Here is a 17,315-nt window from a genome sequence, read left to right on the forward strand (position 1 = left end):
GACGAAGAGAGCGAATAGCCGACATGGAGAAGTTCACCGTCCACACCGGCCGCGCCGTGCCGCTGCGCTACAGCAACGTGGACACCGACCAGATCATCCCCGCCGTCTACCTCAAGCGGGTGAGCCGCACCGGGTTCGAGGACGGCCTGTTCGCCGCCTGGCGCGCGAACGACCCCGAGTTCGTGCTGAACAAGCCGGAGTTCGAGGGCGGCACCGTCCTCATCGCCGGATCCGACTTCGGCACCGGGTCCTCCCGCGAGCACGCCGTGTGGGCCTTGCAGGACTACGGGTTCAAGGCGGTGCTCGCGCCGCGCTACGCCGACATCTTCCGCGGCAACTCGCTCAAGGGCGGGCTGCTGACGGTGGTGCTGGACGAGCAGGTCATCGAGCGGCTGTGGGACATGGTCGAGGCCGACCCCGCAACGGAGGTGACCGTCGACCTGGAGCGGCGGGAGGTCCGCGCGCCGGGGATCGCGGAGTCGTTCGAGCTCGACGACTACACGCGGTGGCGGCTGCGCGAGGGGCTCGACGACATCGCGCTGACCCTGCGGCACACCGAGGAGATCGACGCGTTCGAGGCGCGCCGCGCGTCGTGGTCGCCGGTGACCCAGTAGCCGCTGAGGGCCGTCCGGGGCCGGAAACCCCGGCGGGACAGGCGCTCCGCGAAATATTTTACCTTTGGATTTACGAGGCGCCCCGGGGGCGTTCGCCGGCGTACCGGTGAACGCCCCCGGGGTGTCCGGATTCCCGCTATTCGTAGGCATTTGACGTCCTTGGATCGGGTCAAAAGGGATCCGCCGCGGCCGCCGCCGCGGCGCCGCGTACCGCGCCGGACGCTCCCCGCAATGCTCGTCAGCCCGCCGACACGCTGATTCTCCAGGCGTTTGTGTTTGTGTCGAGGGCCCGGTGTCCCCTAATTTCGTGCGAGCAAGGGGGAACCGGAGGAAGCAATGAACAAGCGAGACCTGATTGACGCGATCTCCGACCGGCTGGGGGATAAGAAATCCGCCACCGAGGCTGTGAACGCCGTGTTGGAGACCATTCAGCAGACCGTCGCCAAGGGTGACAAGGTCGCCATTACGGGATTCGGCGTCTTCGAGAAGTCCGAGCGGGCCGCCCGTACGGCCCGCAACCCCGCTACCGGGGCCGCTATCGACGTGCCGGCGAGCTTCGTGCCGAAGTTCCGCGCGGGCGCCGACTTCAAGGCCCTGGTGAACGAGAGCGGCGGCAAGAAGAAGAAAAAGTAGCGCCAGGCACAGCGCCGCCGCCCGGGCCTCATCCGAGAGGGACCCGGGCGGCGTCGTGTCCGCACCCCCCGCACTCGCCGAGGGCGGAGAGGACGTCGGCCGTACGGGCGCCGACCCCCAGGGCCGACGCGTCGAGCAGGTCGCCGGGGGTGTCGACGTCGCGCCGCACCGAGTCGACGCCCGCGATCCGCAGCTCCACCGCCCCGCCGTCGCTGTGCCGCCGCCGCGACGCACCCTCGAACGCCGGCGTGAACGCCGCGCCGGGCGCCGCCGTGTACAGGGTGGTGCCGACACCGGGGGCGTCGGCGAGGAACGCGTTGGGATGCCGCCCGGCCGCCGTCAGCGCCCGGTCGAGTTCCGCGGGGCGCAGCGCGGGCAGATCGGCCGAGAGCGCGGCGCGGCCGGCCGCCGGATACAGTTCCGCCGCTGCCAGCGCGCCGTGGCGCAGCGCGGGGTTCAGCCCCGTGCCGGGCTCGTCGCCGACGATCAGCGCACCGGCGCCGCGCAGCGCGGCCGCCGCCACGGGGTCGGCGGTGACCACCACGACCGAGCGCACGCCCGGTGTCCGCAGGACGGCCGACACCGTGTCGAGGGCGACGGCCAGGGCGAGATCGCCCCGGTGCGGACCGGTGTAGGCGGCGAGCCGCGACTTCGCGGCGCCGAGCCGCTTGACCGGGACCACGACGACCCACGAGGACACGCGACGGGCCTGACTCGACTGCTTCACCGGGGACCTCTCGACGTCTCGGCCGACGCTGGGCCGCTCCGGACCGCGCCCTGGAGCGGCCGCGCGGCCGGCGCGGCCACGACAGGGCGCGCCTCTCGGATGCCTCCGGCCCGGAGCGATCCGCGGAACACGCCCTAGACTGGAGCGGCCGCACTTCGTTGGGTATTCCCCGGTCATCCATGCGTCCCGGAGTCGCGGTTCGGTCCATGCTGACATGCCACCATCCGGTACCCCGCGCGGTTCGGTGCGCTGCCCGCTCCCGATCCAGCGCCGGAGAGCCGAGAGGAGACCCCCGTGAAACGCCGAGAGTCACCATGGGTGAAGGCGGTGGTCGCCAGCATCGTCCGCCCCATCATGACGGCCGTCACCAAGGCCACGTGGGAGGGCCAGCACCACATCCCGCGCGAGGGCGGCGTGATCCTCGCCGCGAACCACCTGTCCCTCGCCGACCCGCTGACAATCGCGCACTACCTGTACGTCGCGGGCCACCGCTGGCCGACCTTCACCGGGAAGGACAGCGTGTTCCGCATCCCCGTCGTGGGCGCCGTCGCGCGCTCCACCGGGCAGATCCCGGTGTACCGCGGCAGCACCGACGCCATCAAGGCGCTGCGCGAGGCCGAGAAGGCGCTCACCGTCGACCACGCGTCGGTCATCTTCTACCCGGAGGGCACCTGCACCCGCGACCCCGAGATGTGGCCGATGGTCGCCAAGACCGGTCTGGCGCGGCTGGCGCTGAAGACCGGTGTCCCCGTCATCCCCCTCGCGCACTGGGGCGAGCAGGACCTGCTGCCCTACGGCACCGCGAAGCTCCGCCCGTTCCCCCGCAAGCCCGTCCACCTCCTCGCCGGGCCGCCGGTCGACCTCACCCGCTTCGCCGGGCAGCCCGCCACGTCGGCCGTGCTCAAGGAGGCGACCGCCGCCATCATGCGCGACATCACCGACCTCCAGGCGCGCATCCGCGGCGAGGAACCGCCCGCGGAGCTCTACGACATGCGCAAGGCCCGCGAGGGGCAGCTCACCGACGGCGCGGCCGACCAGCCCGGAACCGCGACGCGGGCCGACTCCGACGAGGCCGCCGAATGAGCACGGTCGCGGTACTGGGCGGCGGCTCCTGGGGCACGGCGTTCGCCAATGTGGTGGCCGACGCCGGGGTCGCCGAGGTGCGGCTGTGGGCGCGCCGCCCGGACGTCGTCGACGCCATCGAGTCGCGGCACGAGAACCCCGACTACTTCCCCGGTGTGCTGCTCAACCCGGCCCTGCGCGCCACCGCCGACGCCGCAGAGGCGCTCGACGGCGCCGACTTCGTTGTGCTCGCCGTGCCCTCGCAGACGCTGCGCGCGAACCTGGGCGCGTGGCGGGCGCACATCCCGCGCGGCGCCGTCGTCGTCAGCCTCATGAAGGGCATCGAACTCGGCACGTCGCTGCGCATGAGCCAGGTCGTCTCCGAGGTGCTGGCGCTGCCCGCCGAGCAGGTCGCGGTGCTGTCGGGGCCGAACCTGGCGCAGGAGATCGCCGAGCGGCAGCCGGCGACCGCCGTGGTCGCCTGCCCGCACGAGGAGTCGGCGGTGCGGCTCCAGCACATCTGCAAGTCCGCCTACTTCCGGCCCTACACCAGTACCGACCTCGTCGGGGCCGAACTCGGCGGCGCGGTGAAGAACGTCATCGCCCTCGGCGTGGGCGTCGCCGTCGGCATGGGGTTCGGCGACAACGCCAAGGCGTCGCTGATCACCCGCGGGCTCGCCGAGACGGTCCGGCTGGCCGTGGCGCTCGGCGCCGACGAGCACACCCTCGCCGGCCTGGCCGGCATGGGCGACCTCGTGGCGACGTGCAGTTCGCCACTCTCGCGCAACCGCACCTTCGGCGAGCGGCTGGGGTCGGGGCTCACCCTGGACGAGGTCATCGCCGAGACCCGGCAGACCGCCGAGGGGGTCAAGTCCTCGGAGTCGATCCTCGCCCTCGCCGACAGTGTGGGCGTCGACATGCCCATCACCGAGGCGGTGGTCGGCATGATGCACCACGACCTGACCCCCGCCGAGGCCCTGATGGCGTTCATGTCGCGCAGCGCCAAACCCGAGCGCTACGGAGTCTGACCGGCGCGTACGCGGGCCGGGGGCGGCCGGTGGCGCCGGCGGGTGCCGTTACCCTGGCGCGGGAGGTGCACATGTCCGACAGCATCGATGAAGGCGCCGGCGAGAACACGTATGCGGCCCGGCTGCCGCTGCCGTCAGCCCCCGTGGGGCGCCCGGTGCGCATTCCGGTGCACCGGAGCACCACCTACGCGTTCGCCACGTCGCAGGAGTACGCCGACACCCTCGGCGGGGCGACCGAGGGGTACTCCTACGCCCGGGTCGACAACCCCACCGCCGACGCGTTCGCGCACGCCGTCGCCGCGCTCGAAGGGGCACGTGTCCCGGGCGGCACCCGCGCCCAGGCGTTCGGCTCGGGCATGGCCGCCATCAGCACCACCCTGATGGCGCTCGTCGAGGCGGGGGCGCACGTCGTCGCCTCGCACTCCATCTACGGCAACACCTACTCGCTGCTCGACGGCCTGCTGCGGCGCTTCGGGGTGCGCACCGACTTCGTCGACATCACCGACCTCGACGCGGTGCGCGGCGCGGTCCGCCCGGACACCGCCGTGGTGTTCACCGAGACCCTGGCCAACCCCACCATGGTCGTCTCCGACCTGCCCGCCCTCGCCGGTATCGCGCACGAGGCCGGCGCGCTGCTCGTCGTCGACTCCACGTTCGCGTCGCCCGCCGTGTGCCGCCCGCTGGAGCACGGCACCGACCTCGTCCTGCACTCGGCGACCAAGTACCTCGGCGGGCACAGCGACGCCACCGGCGGGGTGGTCGCCGGGCGGCCCGAGCTGGTCGAGCGGATCCGCGCCGCCCGCATCGACCTCGGCACCGGGCTGGCGCCCGACGAGGCGTACCTGCTGCACCGCGGCCTGGAGACGCTGCCGCTGCGGGTGGCGCGCCAGTGCGCCACGGCGGCCGAGTTCGCGTCGGCGCTCGCCGGGCACCCGGCGGTGGCGCGCGTCGACCACCCGAGCCTGCCGTCCCACCAGGGGCACCGGCTCGCAGCCGAGCTCTTCGACGCCGGGCGCCGCGGCGCCGTCGTCACCGTCACCCCGCACGGCGGCCGCGCGGCCGGGATGGCGTTCGCCGACGGCCTCCGCACCGCCGAGATCGCCGCCTCGCTCGGCGGCACCCACACCCTGGCCGGGCACGTCGCCTCGACCACCCATCGGCAGATGAGCGATGATGCACTGCGGGCGGCCGGAATCGGGCCCGCAGCGGTGCGCTTCTCCATCGGTGTCGAGGACCCCGCCGACCTCGTCGCCGACGCGCGCGCGGCGCTCGACCGGCTCGCGGCACCGTGACCGCCGCCGCCCCGATCCCCGGGGCACTCTCCGTATTCCGGTTCGTCCGTCCGGCGAGATAGGGTCAACCACCATGGCTGAGCAGCAGAAGATACGGGTCGCCGTCGTGTTCGGCGGGCGCAGTTCCGAGCACGAGATCTCCTGTGTCACGGCGGGGAGCGTCCTGTCGGTCATCGACACCGACCGCTACGAGGTCGTCCCCGTGGGGATCACCCGTTCGGGCAACTGGGTCCTGACCTCCGGCGACCCCGAACAGCTCGCCATCACCGACGGCGCGCTGCCCTCGGTCACGGGTTCGGGGGCCGAGCTCGCGCTGCCGTTCAGCGGCGGGTCCGACTTCCTGGTGGTGCGCCCCGAGACCGCGCCGCAGGCCCTCGGCGGGGTCGACGTCGTGCTGCCGCTGCTGCACGGCCCGTTCGGCGAGGACGGCACGATCCAGGGCCTCTTCGAGATGATCGAGGCCCGCTACGCCGGGGCCGGCGTGTTCGCCAGCGCGGCGTCCATGGACAAGGTCTTCATGAAGGCGCTGCTGGCGGGGCACGGCATCCGCATCGGCGGCTACGTCGCCGTGCCCGACCGCGCGTGGCAGCGTGAGCGCAAGCGGGTCCTCGACGACATCGCCGACCTCGGCGGCGCGGTGTTCGTCAAGCCGGCCCGCGCCGGCAGCAGCGTCGGCATCACCAAGGTGGCCGACTGCACCGACACCGACGCCGTCACGGCGGCCGTCGAGAGCGCGCGCGACCACGACCCCAAGGTCATCGTCGAGGCCGCGATCGAGGGGCGCGAGGTCGAGTGCGGCGTGCTGGAGTCCGAGGACGGCGGCGCGCCCGACGTCTCGCTGCCCGCCGAGGTGCACGTCGCCGCGGGCTTCGACTTCTACGACTTCGAGGCGAAGTACCTCTCGACCAGCGGGCTGACCATCCCCGCCGACCTGCCGGCCGAGGTGATCGAGCGCATCCGCGCCCTCGCGGGGCAGACCTTCGAGGCCATGGGCTGCGAGGGGCTGGCCCGGGTCGACTTCTTCTACGGCGACGACGGCGAGGTCTACGTCAACGAGATCAACACGATGCCCGGCTTCACGCCCACGTCCGCGTTTCCGCAGATGTGGGCCGCCACCGGGCTCGACTACGCGGCGCTGGTCGACCGCCTGATCCGTACGGCGCTGCACCGCGGGCCCGGTCTGCGCTGACCCCTCCGATTGACGGGGCGCCGCCGATGCAATTGGGTGTTATCCGCTGAAGTCGGGATGACACGCAACGGGCGGGGAAAATGGCGTCGGAGCAATCCAGGGTGATCGCCGGCAGGTATGAGCTGAGGACGATCCTCGGGCGCGGCGGTATGGGCGCCGTATGGCGCGCCTGGGACCCCCAGCTGGGGCGCGAGGTCGCCATCAAGGAGGTGCTCATCCCGCCCGGGTTGAGCGCCGAAGGGCTGGCGCAGGCGCACGCCCGGACCCGCCGCGAGGCCCGCTCCGCGGCGATGCTGACCAACCCGGCCGTGGTGGCGGTGCACGACGTCCTGGAGGCCGAGGGCCACCCGTGGATCGTCATGCAGCTCGTCCAGGGCCGGACGGTCGCCGAGATCCTGCGCGCCGAAGGGCCGCTGCGCTGGGAGCGGGTCGCCGCCATGGCGGCCGACCTGCTCGGCGCGCTGCGCGAGGCGCACGCCAAGGGCGTGGTGCACCGCGACATCAAGCCGGGCAACGTCATGCTCGGCGACGACGGCGGGGTCAAGCTCACCGACTTCGGCATCGCGACCATCGACGACGACGTCTCCATCACCCGTACCGGCTCCCTCGTCGGCTCGCCGCAGTACATGGCGCCGGAACGGCTGGAGTACGAGAGCAACGCCCCGGCGATCGACGTGTGGGGGCTCGGCGCCACGATGTACGCGGCGGTCGAGGGCGCGTCGCCGTTCCAGCGCGATACCGTCACCGGCACCATCTCGGCGGTGCTCACGGCGCCCATCCCGCCGCCGGCGCACGCCGGACCCCTGGCGGGCGTGCTGCGCGCCATGCTCGACCGCGACCCCGTCCGCCGCATCGGCGTCGACGACGCGGCGGCGATGCTCGCCGGGCTCCTCGGAACGGGGCCGCGCCAGGCGGCCGGGCCGTTCCCGCCCCAGTCGGCGCCCCCGTTCCACTCGCAGGGACCGCCCGCCCCGCAGCCCCCGCAATCCCCGCAATCCCCGCAATCCCCGCCGCAGCCCCCGCCGCCGCGGTCCGGGTCCGGCGCGAAGCGGGGACTGCTCCTCGCCGCGGCCCTCGTCGTCATGCTCGTCCTCGCCTCGGCGGCGGTCTACGTCGCGACCCGGCCGCAGGAGGGCCAGGGCGGGGCGGCGGAGCAGAGCGGCGCGCCGGACGACTCTCCCGGCCCCTCTCAGGGCGCCTCGGCGCCGGTCGAGTACGAGTCCTACGCCGGCGACGACGGCGACTCCGTCGACTACCCGGCGGGGTGGGAGGTCGTGCCCGAGGAGAAGGGCGACTTCCGCATCGACTCGCCCGACCGGAAGGACCTCGCCTACATCAGCCACGAGTGGTACTCGCCGCCCTCCGCCAAAGGCGACAAGAGCGTCAAGGAGCACGCTCTCGACGAGAGCCGGCGGGTGGAGAAGCAGTTGCGGCGGGACCTGCCCGACTACAAGCGGCTGCGCATGGAGAAGGTCGAGGCGACCGATCGGCCCGAGGGCTGGGAGGTCGTCGAGTGGAACTACACCTACACCAACGGCGACACACCCAAGACGCCGCAGCGCTACGTCCAGCGGCTGCACATCAGGATCCCCGACAGCAGCCACAACATCCTGGAGGTCGATTCGCCGGCGGGGAAGCGGGGCCGGTACGCCCCCATCGGCGAGCACGTCCTCGACTCCTACAAGCCCGCCGACTGACGACCCGGTGGGCGCCGCCCCGCTACGCGGGACCGGGCCACTGCGGCGGGCCGCCCTCGATGTGCGGTGCGGGCGCCGGGGGCGCCGGGGGAGCGGCGGGCAGCAGGTTGCGGGCGAGGATGGTGCCGCCCGCCGTGGCGGCGGGGAACACCACGACCGCGACGAACGGGATGGACAGCAGCAGGTAGGTGGGCACCGCGAAGCCCAGGACGTGCAGGCGGCGGGTGCCCATGTGCCGCCGCCGGTCGCGGAGCCGGATCAGGCCGCGCCGGTCGAACGCGGTGCCGACCAGCTCGATCGTGAGCATCCAGCCGCCGAACAGTGCGGCGATCACCGGGATGACCGACTGGCCGATGAGCGGGATGAACCCGGCGAAGAACAGCGGCACCGTCACCAGCAGCGTGAGCGCGATGATGGAGAACGCCTGGCGGAGCGCCCGTGCGACGGAGCGGACCAGCGGCTCGTCGGGCGCCGGCGGGGCGTCGCCGAGCTCGTCCTCGACGGCCTCGGCGATCTTGTCGTACAGGGGGAAGCCCAGCGCCAGGGTGAGCCCCGTGAAGCCCACCACCATGACCAGGAGCAGCACCGCGGTCAGCGCCAGGCTGACCGCCACCCGCGTGGCGGTGCGCCAGGTGTCGTCCCACCCCTGGGCGAACGGGGTCAGCCACGCCGCCAGCGTGTCGACGTTGAGCAGGAACACGGTCAGGATGATCACGAACAGGATGGACGTGATCAGCGGCGGGATGGCGCCGAGCAGGAACAGCCGGGGCCGCCGCAGCACCATGCCGAAGCCGCGCAGCAGCACACCGGTACCGGAGAACGTTTCGCGAAGGGGGTTGCTCACGCCTCCCGACGATAGCGCCGCCGGGACGCGCGCGCACCGCCCGGAAGCGGTCGGGCGCCGCCGCTCAGCCCGCCCCCGCACCGTTGGTGAGTGCGACGGCGTCGCGGTACCAGCCGTCGCTCGCGAGGAGGTCGGCGTGGCTGCCGTGTTGCAGCACGGCGCCCTCGGCGAGGACGTAGATCTCGTCCACGCGGTCGAGTCCCGCGAGGTCGTGCGTGATGAGCAGGGTGGAGTAGCCCTCGGCCGCGGCGAGGAGGTCGGCCGTCACCGCGTCGCGGGTGTCGGGGTCGAGGTGGGCGGTCGGCTCGTCGAGGACCAGGACGCGGGGCGCAGCGAGCAGCGCGCGGGCCAGCGCGAGGCGCTGGCGCATGCCGCCGCTGAGCCGGGTGCCGTGCGAGCCGACCTCGGTTTCGAGCCCGTCGGGCATGGCCTCGACCTCGTGGGCGAGCCGGGCGCGCCGCAGCGCGTCCCAGAGCGCGTCGTCGCCGCAGCCGGGCCGGGCCAGCCGCAGGTTCTCCCGCAGGCTGCTGGCGAAGATGTGCGGGTCCTGCGGGACCCCGGCGACCGCCGCGCGGGCGGCGTCGACCGGGTGGGCGGTGATGTCGGCGCCGCCCAGTTCGACCGTCCCGGAATCGGGGTCGCGGAACCGGAACAGCACGGACGCCAGCGTGGACTTCCCGGCCCCGCTGGGGCCCAGCACGGCGACGGTGCGGCCCGGTGCGATGTCGAGGTCGACCCCGTCGAGCGCCCACGGCTCGCCGGGCCCGTAGCGGACCCGCAGGTCGCGTATGCGCAGTGCGGCGGGGCCGTCGGGGAGGGCGGGGCCGGTCTCGGGGGCGTCCACCGACGGAGGGGTGTCGAGGACGCCGAACAGGCGCGCACCGCTCGCCCTGATGGCGCCGAGGCGGGCGGCGACCGCGGGGAGCGGGGCGACGATCTCGAAGGCGGCGAGCGCGGTCAGCACCACGACGGCGAGGGAGATCGAGGTGAGCGTGTCGTCGGCGACCGCGGCGACCCCCAGCAGCAGGGTGGCCCACACGGTCAGGCCGGTGATGAGCGCCGCGGCACCGGCGCCGAACCCGAGGAGCGCGGCGTCGCGGCGCGCCACCCGGGTGAGCTCGGTGTCGGCCTGCTGGACGCGGGCGACGGCGCGGTCCATGGCGCCGTAGGCGATCAGGTCGGGCGCGCCGTACAGGGTGTCGACCAGGGCGGTGGACAGCTCCCCCCGGGCGGCCGCCTGCCGTTCGCCGGGGCGCCGCCCCAGCGCGGCCGCCGCGAAGGGCACCACCAGCCCGGCGAGGACCAGGCCGGCGGCGAGCAGCAGCCCGCCGGGCACGTACAGCGCGGTGCACACCGCGATGGTCGCGCCCCCGGTGACCACGGCGATCAGGGGCGGGGTGAGCCCGCGCACGAGCAGGTCCTGGGTGGCGTCGGTGTCGCTGACCAGGCGCGAGACGAGGTCGCCCGACCGGAACCGGCGCACGGGCTCGGTGCGGGCCAGCCGCTCGTAGACGCGCACCCGCACGTCGGCCAGGGTGCGGAACGCCGCGTCGTGGGTGACGAGCCGCTCCATGTAGCGGGCCACGCCGCGGCTCACCCCGAGCGCGCGGGTGGCGACGACGGCGATGCTCAGCGCGGTGATGGGCGGGTGCTCGGCCGCCTTGGCGATGAGCCAGGCCGACACACCGAGCAGGGCGACACCCGAGCCGGTCGCCGCGGCGCCCCAGAGCACGCCGAGGACGAACCGGACGCCGCGCGGGCGGGCGAGGGCGATCATCCGCCACAGGGGGTCCCGGGCGGGCCCGGTGATCGGGGAGGACATGGCCTAGGCCCCTTCGGCTGCGTCGGTGAGGGCGATGGCGCCCGCGTGGATGGGGACGACGTCGTCGGCGACGTCGGCCCAGCCGAGGTCGTGGGCGACGATGATGCCCGTGCGGCCGTCGAGGAGCCGCCCGGCGGCGCGGCGGACGGCGGCGGCGTTGTCGGGGTCGAGGTGCGCGGTGGGCTCGTCGAGCAGCACGATGGGCGCGTCGCGCAGGAACGCCCGCGCCAGGGCGATGCGCTGCCGCTGGCCGGCCGACAGCCGCGCGCCGCGCTCGCCGAGGCGGGTCTCGTAGCCGTCGGGCAGCCGCGCGACGAACGCGTGGGCCTCGGCGCGCTCGGCGGCGCGCCGGACCGCGGCGTCGTCGGCGTCGGGCGCGCCGAGCCGGATGTTGCCCGCCACGGTGTCGTCGAACAGGTAGGGCTGCTGCGGTACCCACGCGATGAGCGCCCGCCATTGGTCGGCGGGCACATCGGCAAGCGGGATCTCGGGCCCGTCGGCCGGGGTGATGCGCACGGCCCCGCCGGTGGGCTCGCGCATGCGCAGCAGCAGCGCGAGGAGCGTGCTCTTCCCCGACCCGCTGGGGCCGGTGAGGAGGGTGCGGCGGCCGGGCGCGAAGACGAGGGAGGCGTCGCGCAGCGCGGGGGTCTCCCTGCCGGGGTAGACGAGGGTGACGCCGTCGAGGCGGATGCGCGGGGCGGCGGCGCCGGGGCCGCGCAGCAGGGCGGGGGGAGGGGCGGGCCGGGCGGCGGCGCCGTCGTCCTTGACGGCGGCCTTCTCGTCGAGGGTCGCGAAGACCTGCTGCGCCGCGGCGACCCCCTCCATGCTCGCGTGGAAGCGGGCGCCGACCTCGCGCAGCGGCAGGTACGCCTCGGGGGCGAGGATCAGGACCAGCAGCGCCGTCTCGAAGTCGAGCAGGCCGTACATCAGCCGGATGCCGATCTGCACCGCGACCAGCGCGACGGCGAGGGTCGCCAGCAGCTCCAGCACGAACGCCGAGAGGAACGCCACGCGCAGCGTCGCCATGGTGGTCGTGCGGTGCTCTTCGGTGATGCGCCGGATGATGGCGGCCTGCGCCTTGGCGCGGCGGAACACCGCGAGGGTCGGCAGGCCCTCGACGACGTCGAGGAAGTGCCCGCCGAGCCGGTTCAGCAGCGCCCACTGCCGCTCGGTGCGCTGCCGGGTGTGCATCCCGACCAGCGCCATGAACAGCGGGATCAGGGGGATGGTGACGGCGACGATCACGCCCGAGATCCAGTCGGCCCCGAACACCACCACCAGGACCGCGACGGGCACCAGCATGGCGAGGACGAGCTGCGGCAGGTACCGGGCGAAGTAGTCGTCGAGCGCGTCGAGCCCGCGGGTGGCCAGGGTGACCAGTTCCCCGGCGCGGGGGGTGCCGGTGCCCGATGCGCCGGCCAGCCACGCGGTCTGCGGTTCGCCCCCGGCCCGGTCGGCGCCGGTGACGTGCGCGACGAGGCGTGTGCGCAGCTGGGACTTTGCCCGCGCGGCCGAGCGCAGCGCCGCGGTCTCGGCGCCGTAGGACAGGACCGCGCGGGCGAGCGCGACCCCGGCCAGCGCGGCGACGGCCCAGGAGAGCTGCCGCGGCCCGGCGCCCTCGGCCGCGCCGGCGATGGTGTGCGCCAGCAGCCACGCCTGGAGCAGGATGAGGGCGGTGACCGCCGCGCCGCACACCACCGTCACGGCCAGGTGGACGCGCACCGCGCGTGCGGTCCGGACCAGGCGGGGGTCAAGGGGTCTCATGCGGCGCTCTGCTCTCTCGGTCCTGCGGCGGGGCGGGTGGGGCGCCGGGCCCGCGGCCCGGCGCCCGGCGTCATCCGGACGTCCCAACGCCACCATAGGCTGGCGCGGGCTCGATCTGCTGCGGGGTGACCCGCTTGCGGAACACCCAGTACGACCACGCCTGGTAGCCGATCACGACGGGCAGGAACACCAGCCCCACCCACGAGACCACGGTGAGCGTGTACTCCGCCGAGGAGGCGTTGGCGATCGTGAGGCTGTTGGCCGGGTCGGTCGTACTGGGCAGGACATTGGGGAACAGCGCGCCGAACAGCAGGATCGACACCGCCCCGATGGTGACCGCCGTCGCGGTGAACGACCAGCCCTCGCGGCCGCGCCCGGCGAGCGCGACCCCCGCCACCAGCGCGGCCGCAGCGGTGGCCGCCACCGGCCAGGTCCACGCCGTGCCGTAGGCCAGCTGGGTCCAGAGCAGGAAGCCGGTCGCGGTGGGAACGGTCGCGACGGCGAGGGTGCGCACCGCGGCGCGCGCCCGGTGCCGTACCGCCCCGTCGGTCTTGAGGCTGAGGAACACCGCGCCGTGCAGGGTGAACAGCAGCAACGTGGTCGCCCCTCCGAGCAGGGCGTAGGGGTTGAGCAGGTCGAACAGGCCGGCCGTCACGATGTGGTCGGCGTCCATGGGCACGCCGCGGATGATGTTGGCGAACGCCACCCCCCACAGTACGGCGGGGACCGTGCTGCCGAAGAAGATCGCCTTGTCCCAGGCGGCCCGCCAGTGGTCGGTGTCGACCTTGCCCCGGTACTCGAACGCGACGCCGCGCACGATGAGCGCCACCAGGATGAAGAACAGCGGCAGGTAGAACCCGCTGAACACGGACGCGTACCAGGCGGGGAACGCGGCGAACATCGCGCCGCCCGCTGTGATCAGCCAGACCTCGTTGCCGTCCCACACGGGGCCGATCGAGTTGATCATGACGCGGCGGTCGGTGTTGCTCCGCCCGATGAACGGCAGCAGCGTGCCGACGCCGAAGTCGAACCCTTCGAGGACGAAGTAGCCGATCCACAGGACGGCGATGGCGATGAACCAGACGAGTGCGAGATCCATGGTGACCGGCTCCTAGTAGACGAAGGCGGGGACGGCCGTGTCCGCGCCGTCGGAATCGTCGGAGTCGTCGGCGCCGTCCTCCTTGTTCGGGACGACGTGGGACGGCCCGGCCTTGACGTAGCGCCACAGCAGCCCGGCCTCGACGACGGCGAGGACCCCGTAGAGCAGCGTGAATCCGGTGAGGGTGAACGCGACCGACCCGAGGCCGACCCCCGGCGAGACCCCGGCGGCGGTGAGCAGCTCGCCGACGACGACCCAGGGCTGGCGGCCCATTTCGGTGAGGATCCAGCCGCAGATGTTGGCGGTGAGGGCGGCGGGGAGCCCCAGGATCGCGAGCCGGTACATCCACGGGCGGTCGGGCATCCGCGACCCGCGCGTCAGCCACAGACCGGCGACCGAGAGCGCGACCCCGGCCAGGCCGAACCCGATCATCACCCGGAACGCCCAGTACAGGACGGCGATGTTGGGCCGGTAGTCGACCTCGCCGTTGCCGGGGTGCTCGGCCGCGAGGTCGCGCTGGACGTCGTTGATCCCGGCGACCTCGCCGTTGACGTCGTTGGTGGCGAGGAAGGAGAGGAGCTTGGGGATCTGGATGTTGACGTGGTTGCGGCCGTCCTCGATGTCGCCGACGGCGAAGAGCGAGAACCCGGCCCCCTCCTCGCCGTCCCACAGCGCCTCGGCCGAGGCCGTCTTCATCGGCTCGTACTCGGCCATGAGCTGGGCCTGGTGGTGGCCCGAGAACGCCGCCAGCGCGCCGGCCAGCGCGGTGACGACCATGCCGGTCCGCAGGGTCGCGCGGAACAGGTCGTGCTCGCTGCGGTGCGGGACGTCGCCCGGCGTGCCGGAGTCCCCGTAGTAGCGGGAGCGCAGCAGCTTGAACGCGCTGACCGCCACCACGAACAGCCCGGCGGTGATGAAGGCGCCGGCGACGACGTGCAGGTAGGTCGACCACGCCTGGTCGTTGGAGAGGACCGCCCAGATGTCGGTGAGCTGGGCGCGGCCGGTCTCCTCGTTGACCTCGAAGCCCACGGGGTGCCGCATCCAGGCGTTGGCGGCGAGGATGAAGTACGCCGAGAGGTTGGTGCCGATCGCCACGATCCAGATGCAGGCGAGGTGGACGCGGCGCGGCAGCTTGTCCCAGCCGAAGATCCACAGCCCGATGAAGGTCGACTCCAGGAAGAACGCGAGCAGCGCCTCCATCGCCAGCGGCGCGCCGAACACGTCGCCGACGAACCGCGAGTACTCACTCCAGTTCATCCCGAACTGGAACTCCTGCACGATCCCGGTGACGACCCCCATGGCGAAGTTGATCAGGAACAGCTTGCCGAAGAACTTCGTCGCCTGGAGGTACTGGTGCTTGCCGGTGCGGTGCCAGGCCGTTTGCAGTGCGGCGACGATGACCGAAAGGCCGATCGTCAGCGGAACGAACAGAAAGTGGTAGACGGTGGTGATTCCGAACTGCCACCGCGCGAGATCCAGTGCTTCCATGTCGGCCTCTCCAACGCCCCCGACCTTTGACGGCGTGTAGTACTACGAAGTGTAGTTCTACAACGCGTAGTCGATCAATGAGGGTCCATTGGGATACGGATCACGGTCGCGCCCGCCGGAAACCGGCACGCCGCGCGGCGCCGCGGCCCCGCGGTCAGAGGGCGGGCCGCCGCCGGCGCCGGGGCCGGCTCGGCCCTGCCGTCAGAGTTCGCCCGCGGGCAGCGCCGGCAGGTGCTCCTCGACGAGGTCGCTGACGTCGAGCAGGCTCTCGGCCGGGTCGAGGTCGTAGGACTCCGGGACGGTGAGCTCGACGTAGGCGTGGCGCCCGACGGCGGTGAAGGTGACGGGACGCTCGGTCGGGACGCCCAGCCACGCGATGTCGTTGATCACGACCAGTTCGGATTCGGGCCGCAGCTCCTTGGGGCGGTCGACCCCGCAGCGCAGCATGATCGCCGGGCTGCCCCAGCCGACCACGTACTCGGAGTCGGGGCTGACGTCCTTGCGCTGCTCGCCCAGCAGGGAGTCGGGCAGCGCGCCCATGAGCCCCGGGCACAGTTCGGCGGCGCGGCCCGTGGGCTCGGGCGCGGGGAGGTCGGGATCGCCGCCCGTGCAGCCGGCCAGCAGCGCCAGCCCTGCGACGGCGGCGCCGAGTGCCGCGTGTCTCATATCGGTGCCGCCACTCCCGGCTCAGAGGTTCACGATGGGGCACGTGAGCGTGCGCGAGATCCCGTCGAGCCCCTGGATGCGGGCGACCACCAACTGCCCGAGGGCGTCGATGTCGGTGGCCTCAGCGCGCACCACGACATCGTATGGGCCCGTGACATCCTCCGCCCGGACCACCCCGTCGATGGCGGCGATCTCGGGCACCACATCGGCGGCCCGCCCCACCTCGGTCAGGATCAGGATGTACGCCTGGACCATCGAGCACCCCTCTTCGCGCTCGCCCGGCCGGGCGCAAGCGTCGGGTCTAGACCACTGGATCGGAAGCGTCACCGTACCCTGATGGCTGTGTCGAGCACCATTGGCAGGCTGGGTGAATTCCAATTGATCGCGCGCATGACCTCGGGTCTCGCGCCGAGCGGCGACGTCCTGCTCGGGCCGGGCGACGACGCCGCCGTCGTCCGCGCCCCCGACCAGCGGGTCGTCGCGTCGATGGACCTCCTGGTCGAAGGCCGCCACTTCCGCCGCGACTGGTCCAGCGCGCACGACGTCGGGCGCAAGGCCGCCGCGCAGAACTTCGCCGACATCGCCGCCATGGGCGCCCGCCCCACCGTGCTGCTCGTCGGCTTCGCCGCACCCGCCGACCTGCCCGCGTCCTGGGCCGACGGCTTCACCGCCGGGCTGCGGGCCGAGTGCGCCGCGGCCGGCGGCACGGTCGCGGGCGGCGACGTGGTGGGCGCCGACACGGTGACCATCGCGGTCACGGCGCTGGGCGACCTGGAGGGCCGCCGACCCGTGCGCCGCGACGGCGCGCGTGTCGGCGACCTCGTCGCCGTCACGGGGCACCTGGGGCTCTCGGCCGCCGGCCAGGCGCTGCTGGCCGCGGGCATCGACGGCCCCCCGGCCTGCACGGACGAGCACCGGCACCCCGCCCCGCCCTACGCCCGCGGCCCGCAGGCGGCCGACCACGGCGCCACCGCCATGCTCGACGTCAGCGACGGCCTGGTGCAGGACCTCGGGCACATCGCCGCCGCCTCGGCGGTCGCCATCGCGCTGACCACGGAGTCGCTGCGGCCCGAAGCGGCGCTCGACGACGCCGTCGCGCTGCTGCGCGGGTCCGGCGAACGGCGCGGCGCCGCCGACTTCATGCTCGCGGGCGGCGAGGACCACGCCCTCGCGGCGACCTTCCCGCCCGATGCGGGGCTGCCGCCCCACTGGCACCCGATCGGCGTCGTCGAGCGCGGTTCCGGGGTGCTGGTCGACGGCGAACCCGCCGCCGTGCGGGGATGGGACCATTTCGGCCAAGGTCCCGAAACAACGACGTAGTGCCTGATTCCGCCGGCGGACGTAGTGCCTGATTCCGCCGGCGGAAAGCGCCCGGGGTCGGTTTCGCCGG

General features: G+C 73.5%; 16 protein-coding genes. 8 read left to right on the plus strand and 8 right to left on the minus strand.

Going from position 1 to position 17,315, the window contains the following annotated elements; all coding sequences use genetic code 11:
- The first annotated feature begins 23 nt into the window (after positions 1-23).
- Positions 24-614, plus strand: a complete 591-nt coding sequence (gene leuD, locus CLV63_RS19150; RefSeq protein WP_106584530.1) for a 3-isopropylmalate dehydratase small subunit — start codon at positions 24-26, stop codon at positions 612-614.
- 336 nt (positions 615-950) lie between these two features.
- Complete coding sequence (locus CLV63_RS19155; RefSeq protein ID WP_106584531.1) at positions 951-1,247, plus strand: HU family DNA-binding protein; 297 nt, start codon at positions 951-953, stop codon at positions 1,245-1,247.
- 28 nt (positions 1,248-1,275) lie between these two features.
- Here CLV63_RS19155 and cofC read toward each other — a convergent pair whose 3' ends face one another.
- Entirely contained in the window at positions 1,276-1,974 is a 699-nt protein-coding gene (cofC, locus tag CLV63_RS19160; RefSeq protein WP_245928909.1) for a 2-phospho-L-lactate guanylyltransferase, read from the minus strand.
- A 354-nt stretch (positions 1,975-2,328) separates the two neighbouring features.
- Between cofC and CLV63_RS19165 the strand changes: the two genes are divergently transcribed.
- The 5 genes from CLV63_RS19165 (at position 2,329) to CLV63_RS19185 (ending at position 8,242) form a co-directional block, all read left to right on the plus strand.
- Positions 2,329-3,057, plus strand: a complete 729-nt coding sequence (locus CLV63_RS19165; protein WP_106584670.1) for a 1-acyl-sn-glycerol-3-phosphate acyltransferase — start codon at positions 2,329-2,331, stop codon at positions 3,055-3,057.
- Positions 3,054-4,064 carry an NAD(P)H-dependent glycerol-3-phosphate dehydrogenase gene (locus CLV63_RS19170; protein ID WP_106584533.1) on the plus strand — a complete coding sequence of 337 codons (1,011 nt, stop codon included), beginning with the start codon at positions 3,054-3,056 and terminating at the stop codon, positions 4,062-4,064. Before CLV63_RS19165 ends, CLV63_RS19170 begins: the two co-directional genes overlap by 4 nt.
- A 71-nt stretch (positions 4,065-4,135) precedes the next feature.
- The gene (locus tag CLV63_RS19175) at positions 4,136-5,356 is read left to right on the plus strand and encodes a trans-sulfuration enzyme family protein (RefSeq protein ID WP_106584534.1); all 1,221 of its coding nucleotides are present in this window, start codon (positions 4,136-4,138) and stop codon (positions 5,354-5,356) included.
- Between the two features lie 73 nt (positions 5,357-5,429).
- Complete coding sequence (locus CLV63_RS19180) at positions 5,430-6,545, plus strand: D-alanine--D-alanine ligase family protein (RefSeq protein ID WP_106584535.1); 1,116 nt, start codon at positions 5,430-5,432, stop codon at positions 6,543-6,545.
- A gap of 101 nt (positions 6,546-6,646) precedes the next feature.
- Positions 6,647-8,242, plus strand: a complete 1,596-nt coding sequence (locus tag CLV63_RS19185; protein WP_170134274.1) for a serine/threonine-protein kinase — start codon at positions 6,647-6,649, stop codon at positions 8,240-8,242.
- A 22-nt stretch (positions 8,243-8,264) separates the two neighbouring features.
- On the opposite strand, the gene CLV63_RS19190 is transcribed toward CLV63_RS19185, so the two are convergent.
- The 7 genes from CLV63_RS19190 to CLV63_RS19220 all read right to left on the minus strand — a co-directional run bounded on the left by CLV63_RS19190 (position 8,265) and on the right by CLV63_RS19220 (position 16,180).
- Positions 8,265-9,086, minus strand: a complete 822-nt coding sequence (locus CLV63_RS19190) for an EI24 domain-containing protein (protein WP_106584537.1) — start codon at positions 9,084-9,086, stop codon at positions 8,265-8,267.
- 64 nt (positions 9,087-9,150) lie between these two features.
- A complete protein-coding gene (cydC, locus tag CLV63_RS19195) occupies positions 9,151-10,908 on the minus strand; it encodes a thiol reductant ABC exporter subunit CydC (protein WP_106584538.1) in 1,758 nt (585 codons plus the stop codon).
- A gap of 3 nt (positions 10,909-10,911) precedes the next feature.
- Positions 10,912-12,672 carry a thiol reductant ABC exporter subunit CydD gene (gene cydD, locus CLV63_RS19200; protein WP_106584539.1) on the minus strand — a complete coding sequence of 587 codons (1,761 nt, stop codon included), beginning with the start codon at positions 12,670-12,672 and terminating at the stop codon, positions 10,912-10,914.
- A gap of 70 nt (positions 12,673-12,742) precedes the next feature.
- A complete protein-coding gene (cydB, locus tag CLV63_RS19205; RefSeq protein WP_106584540.1) occupies positions 12,743-13,771 on the minus strand; it encodes a cytochrome d ubiquinol oxidase subunit II in 1,029 nt (342 codons plus the stop codon).
- A 12-nt stretch (positions 13,772-13,783) separates the two neighbouring features.
- Entirely contained in the window at positions 13,784-15,259 is a 1,476-nt protein-coding gene (locus CLV63_RS19210; RefSeq protein WP_106584541.1) for a cytochrome ubiquinol oxidase subunit I, read from the minus strand.
- 201 nt (positions 15,260-15,460) lie between these two features.
- Entirely contained in the window at positions 15,461-15,925 is a 465-nt protein-coding gene (locus tag CLV63_RS19215; protein WP_106584542.1) for a DUF3515 domain-containing protein, read from the minus strand.
- Positions 15,926-15,946: 21 nt separating this feature from the next.
- The gene (locus tag CLV63_RS19220; protein WP_106584543.1) at positions 15,947-16,180 is read right to left on the minus strand and encodes an Lrp/AsnC family transcriptional regulator; all 234 of its coding nucleotides are present in this window, start codon (positions 16,178-16,180) and stop codon (positions 15,947-15,949) included.
- Positions 16,181-16,267: 87 nt separating this feature from the next.
- Between CLV63_RS19220 and CLV63_RS19225 the strand changes: the two genes are divergently transcribed.
- On the plus strand, positions 16,268-17,245 hold the full coding sequence (locus CLV63_RS19225) for a thiamine-phosphate kinase (RefSeq protein ID WP_106584671.1): 978 nt from the start codon (positions 16,268-16,270) through the stop codon (positions 17,243-17,245).
- Positions 17,246-17,315: the final 70 nt, after the last annotated feature.

The organism is Murinocardiopsis flavida (genome assembly GCF_003014485.1).
Classification (GTDB): domain Bacteria; phylum Actinomycetota; class Actinomycetes; order Streptosporangiales; family Streptosporangiaceae; genus Murinocardiopsis; species Murinocardiopsis flavida.

Coding starts and splice junctions, on each gene's coding strand:
- leuD (WP_106584530.1), top strand. CDS start 24: ATGGAGAAGTTCACCGTCCACACCGGCCGCGCCGTGCCGCTGCGCTAC.
- CLV63_RS19155 (WP_106584531.1), top strand. CDS start 951: ATGAACAAGCGAGACCTGATTGACGCGATCTCCGACCGGCTGGGGGAT.
- CLV63_RS19165 (WP_106584670.1), top strand. CDS start 2,329: ATGACGGCCGTCACCAAGGCCACGTGGGAGGGCCAGCACCACATCCCG.
- CLV63_RS19170 (WP_106584533.1), top strand. CDS start 3,054: ATGAGCACGGTCGCGGTACTGGGCGGCGGCTCCTGGGGCACGGCGTTC.
- CLV63_RS19175 (WP_106584534.1), top strand. CDS start 4,136: ATGTCCGACAGCATCGATGAAGGCGCCGGCGAGAACACGTATGCGGCC.
- CLV63_RS19180 (WP_106584535.1), top strand. CDS start 5,430: ATGGCTGAGCAGCAGAAGATACGGGTCGCCGTCGTGTTCGGCGGGCGC.
- cydC (WP_106584538.1), bottom strand. CDS start 10,908: ATGTCCTCCCCGATCACCGGGCCCGCCCGGGACCCCCTGTGGCGGATG.
- cydD (WP_106584539.1), bottom strand. CDS start 12,672: ATGAGACCCCTTGACCCCCGCCTGGTCCGGACCGCACGCGCGGTGCGC.
- cydB (WP_106584540.1), bottom strand. CDS start 13,771: ATGGATCTCGCACTCGTCTGGTTCATCGCCATCGCCGTCCTGTGGATC.
- CLV63_RS19210 (WP_106584541.1), bottom strand. CDS start 15,259: ATGGAAGCACTGGATCTCGCGCGGTGGCAGTTCGGAATCACCACCGTC.
- CLV63_RS19215 (WP_106584542.1), bottom strand. CDS start 15,925: ATGAGACACGCGGCACTCGGCGCCGCCGTCGCAGGGCTGGCGCTGCTG.
- CLV63_RS19220 (WP_106584543.1), bottom strand. CDS start 16,180: ATGGTCCAGGCGTACATCCTGATCCTGACCGAGGTGGGGCGGGCCGCC.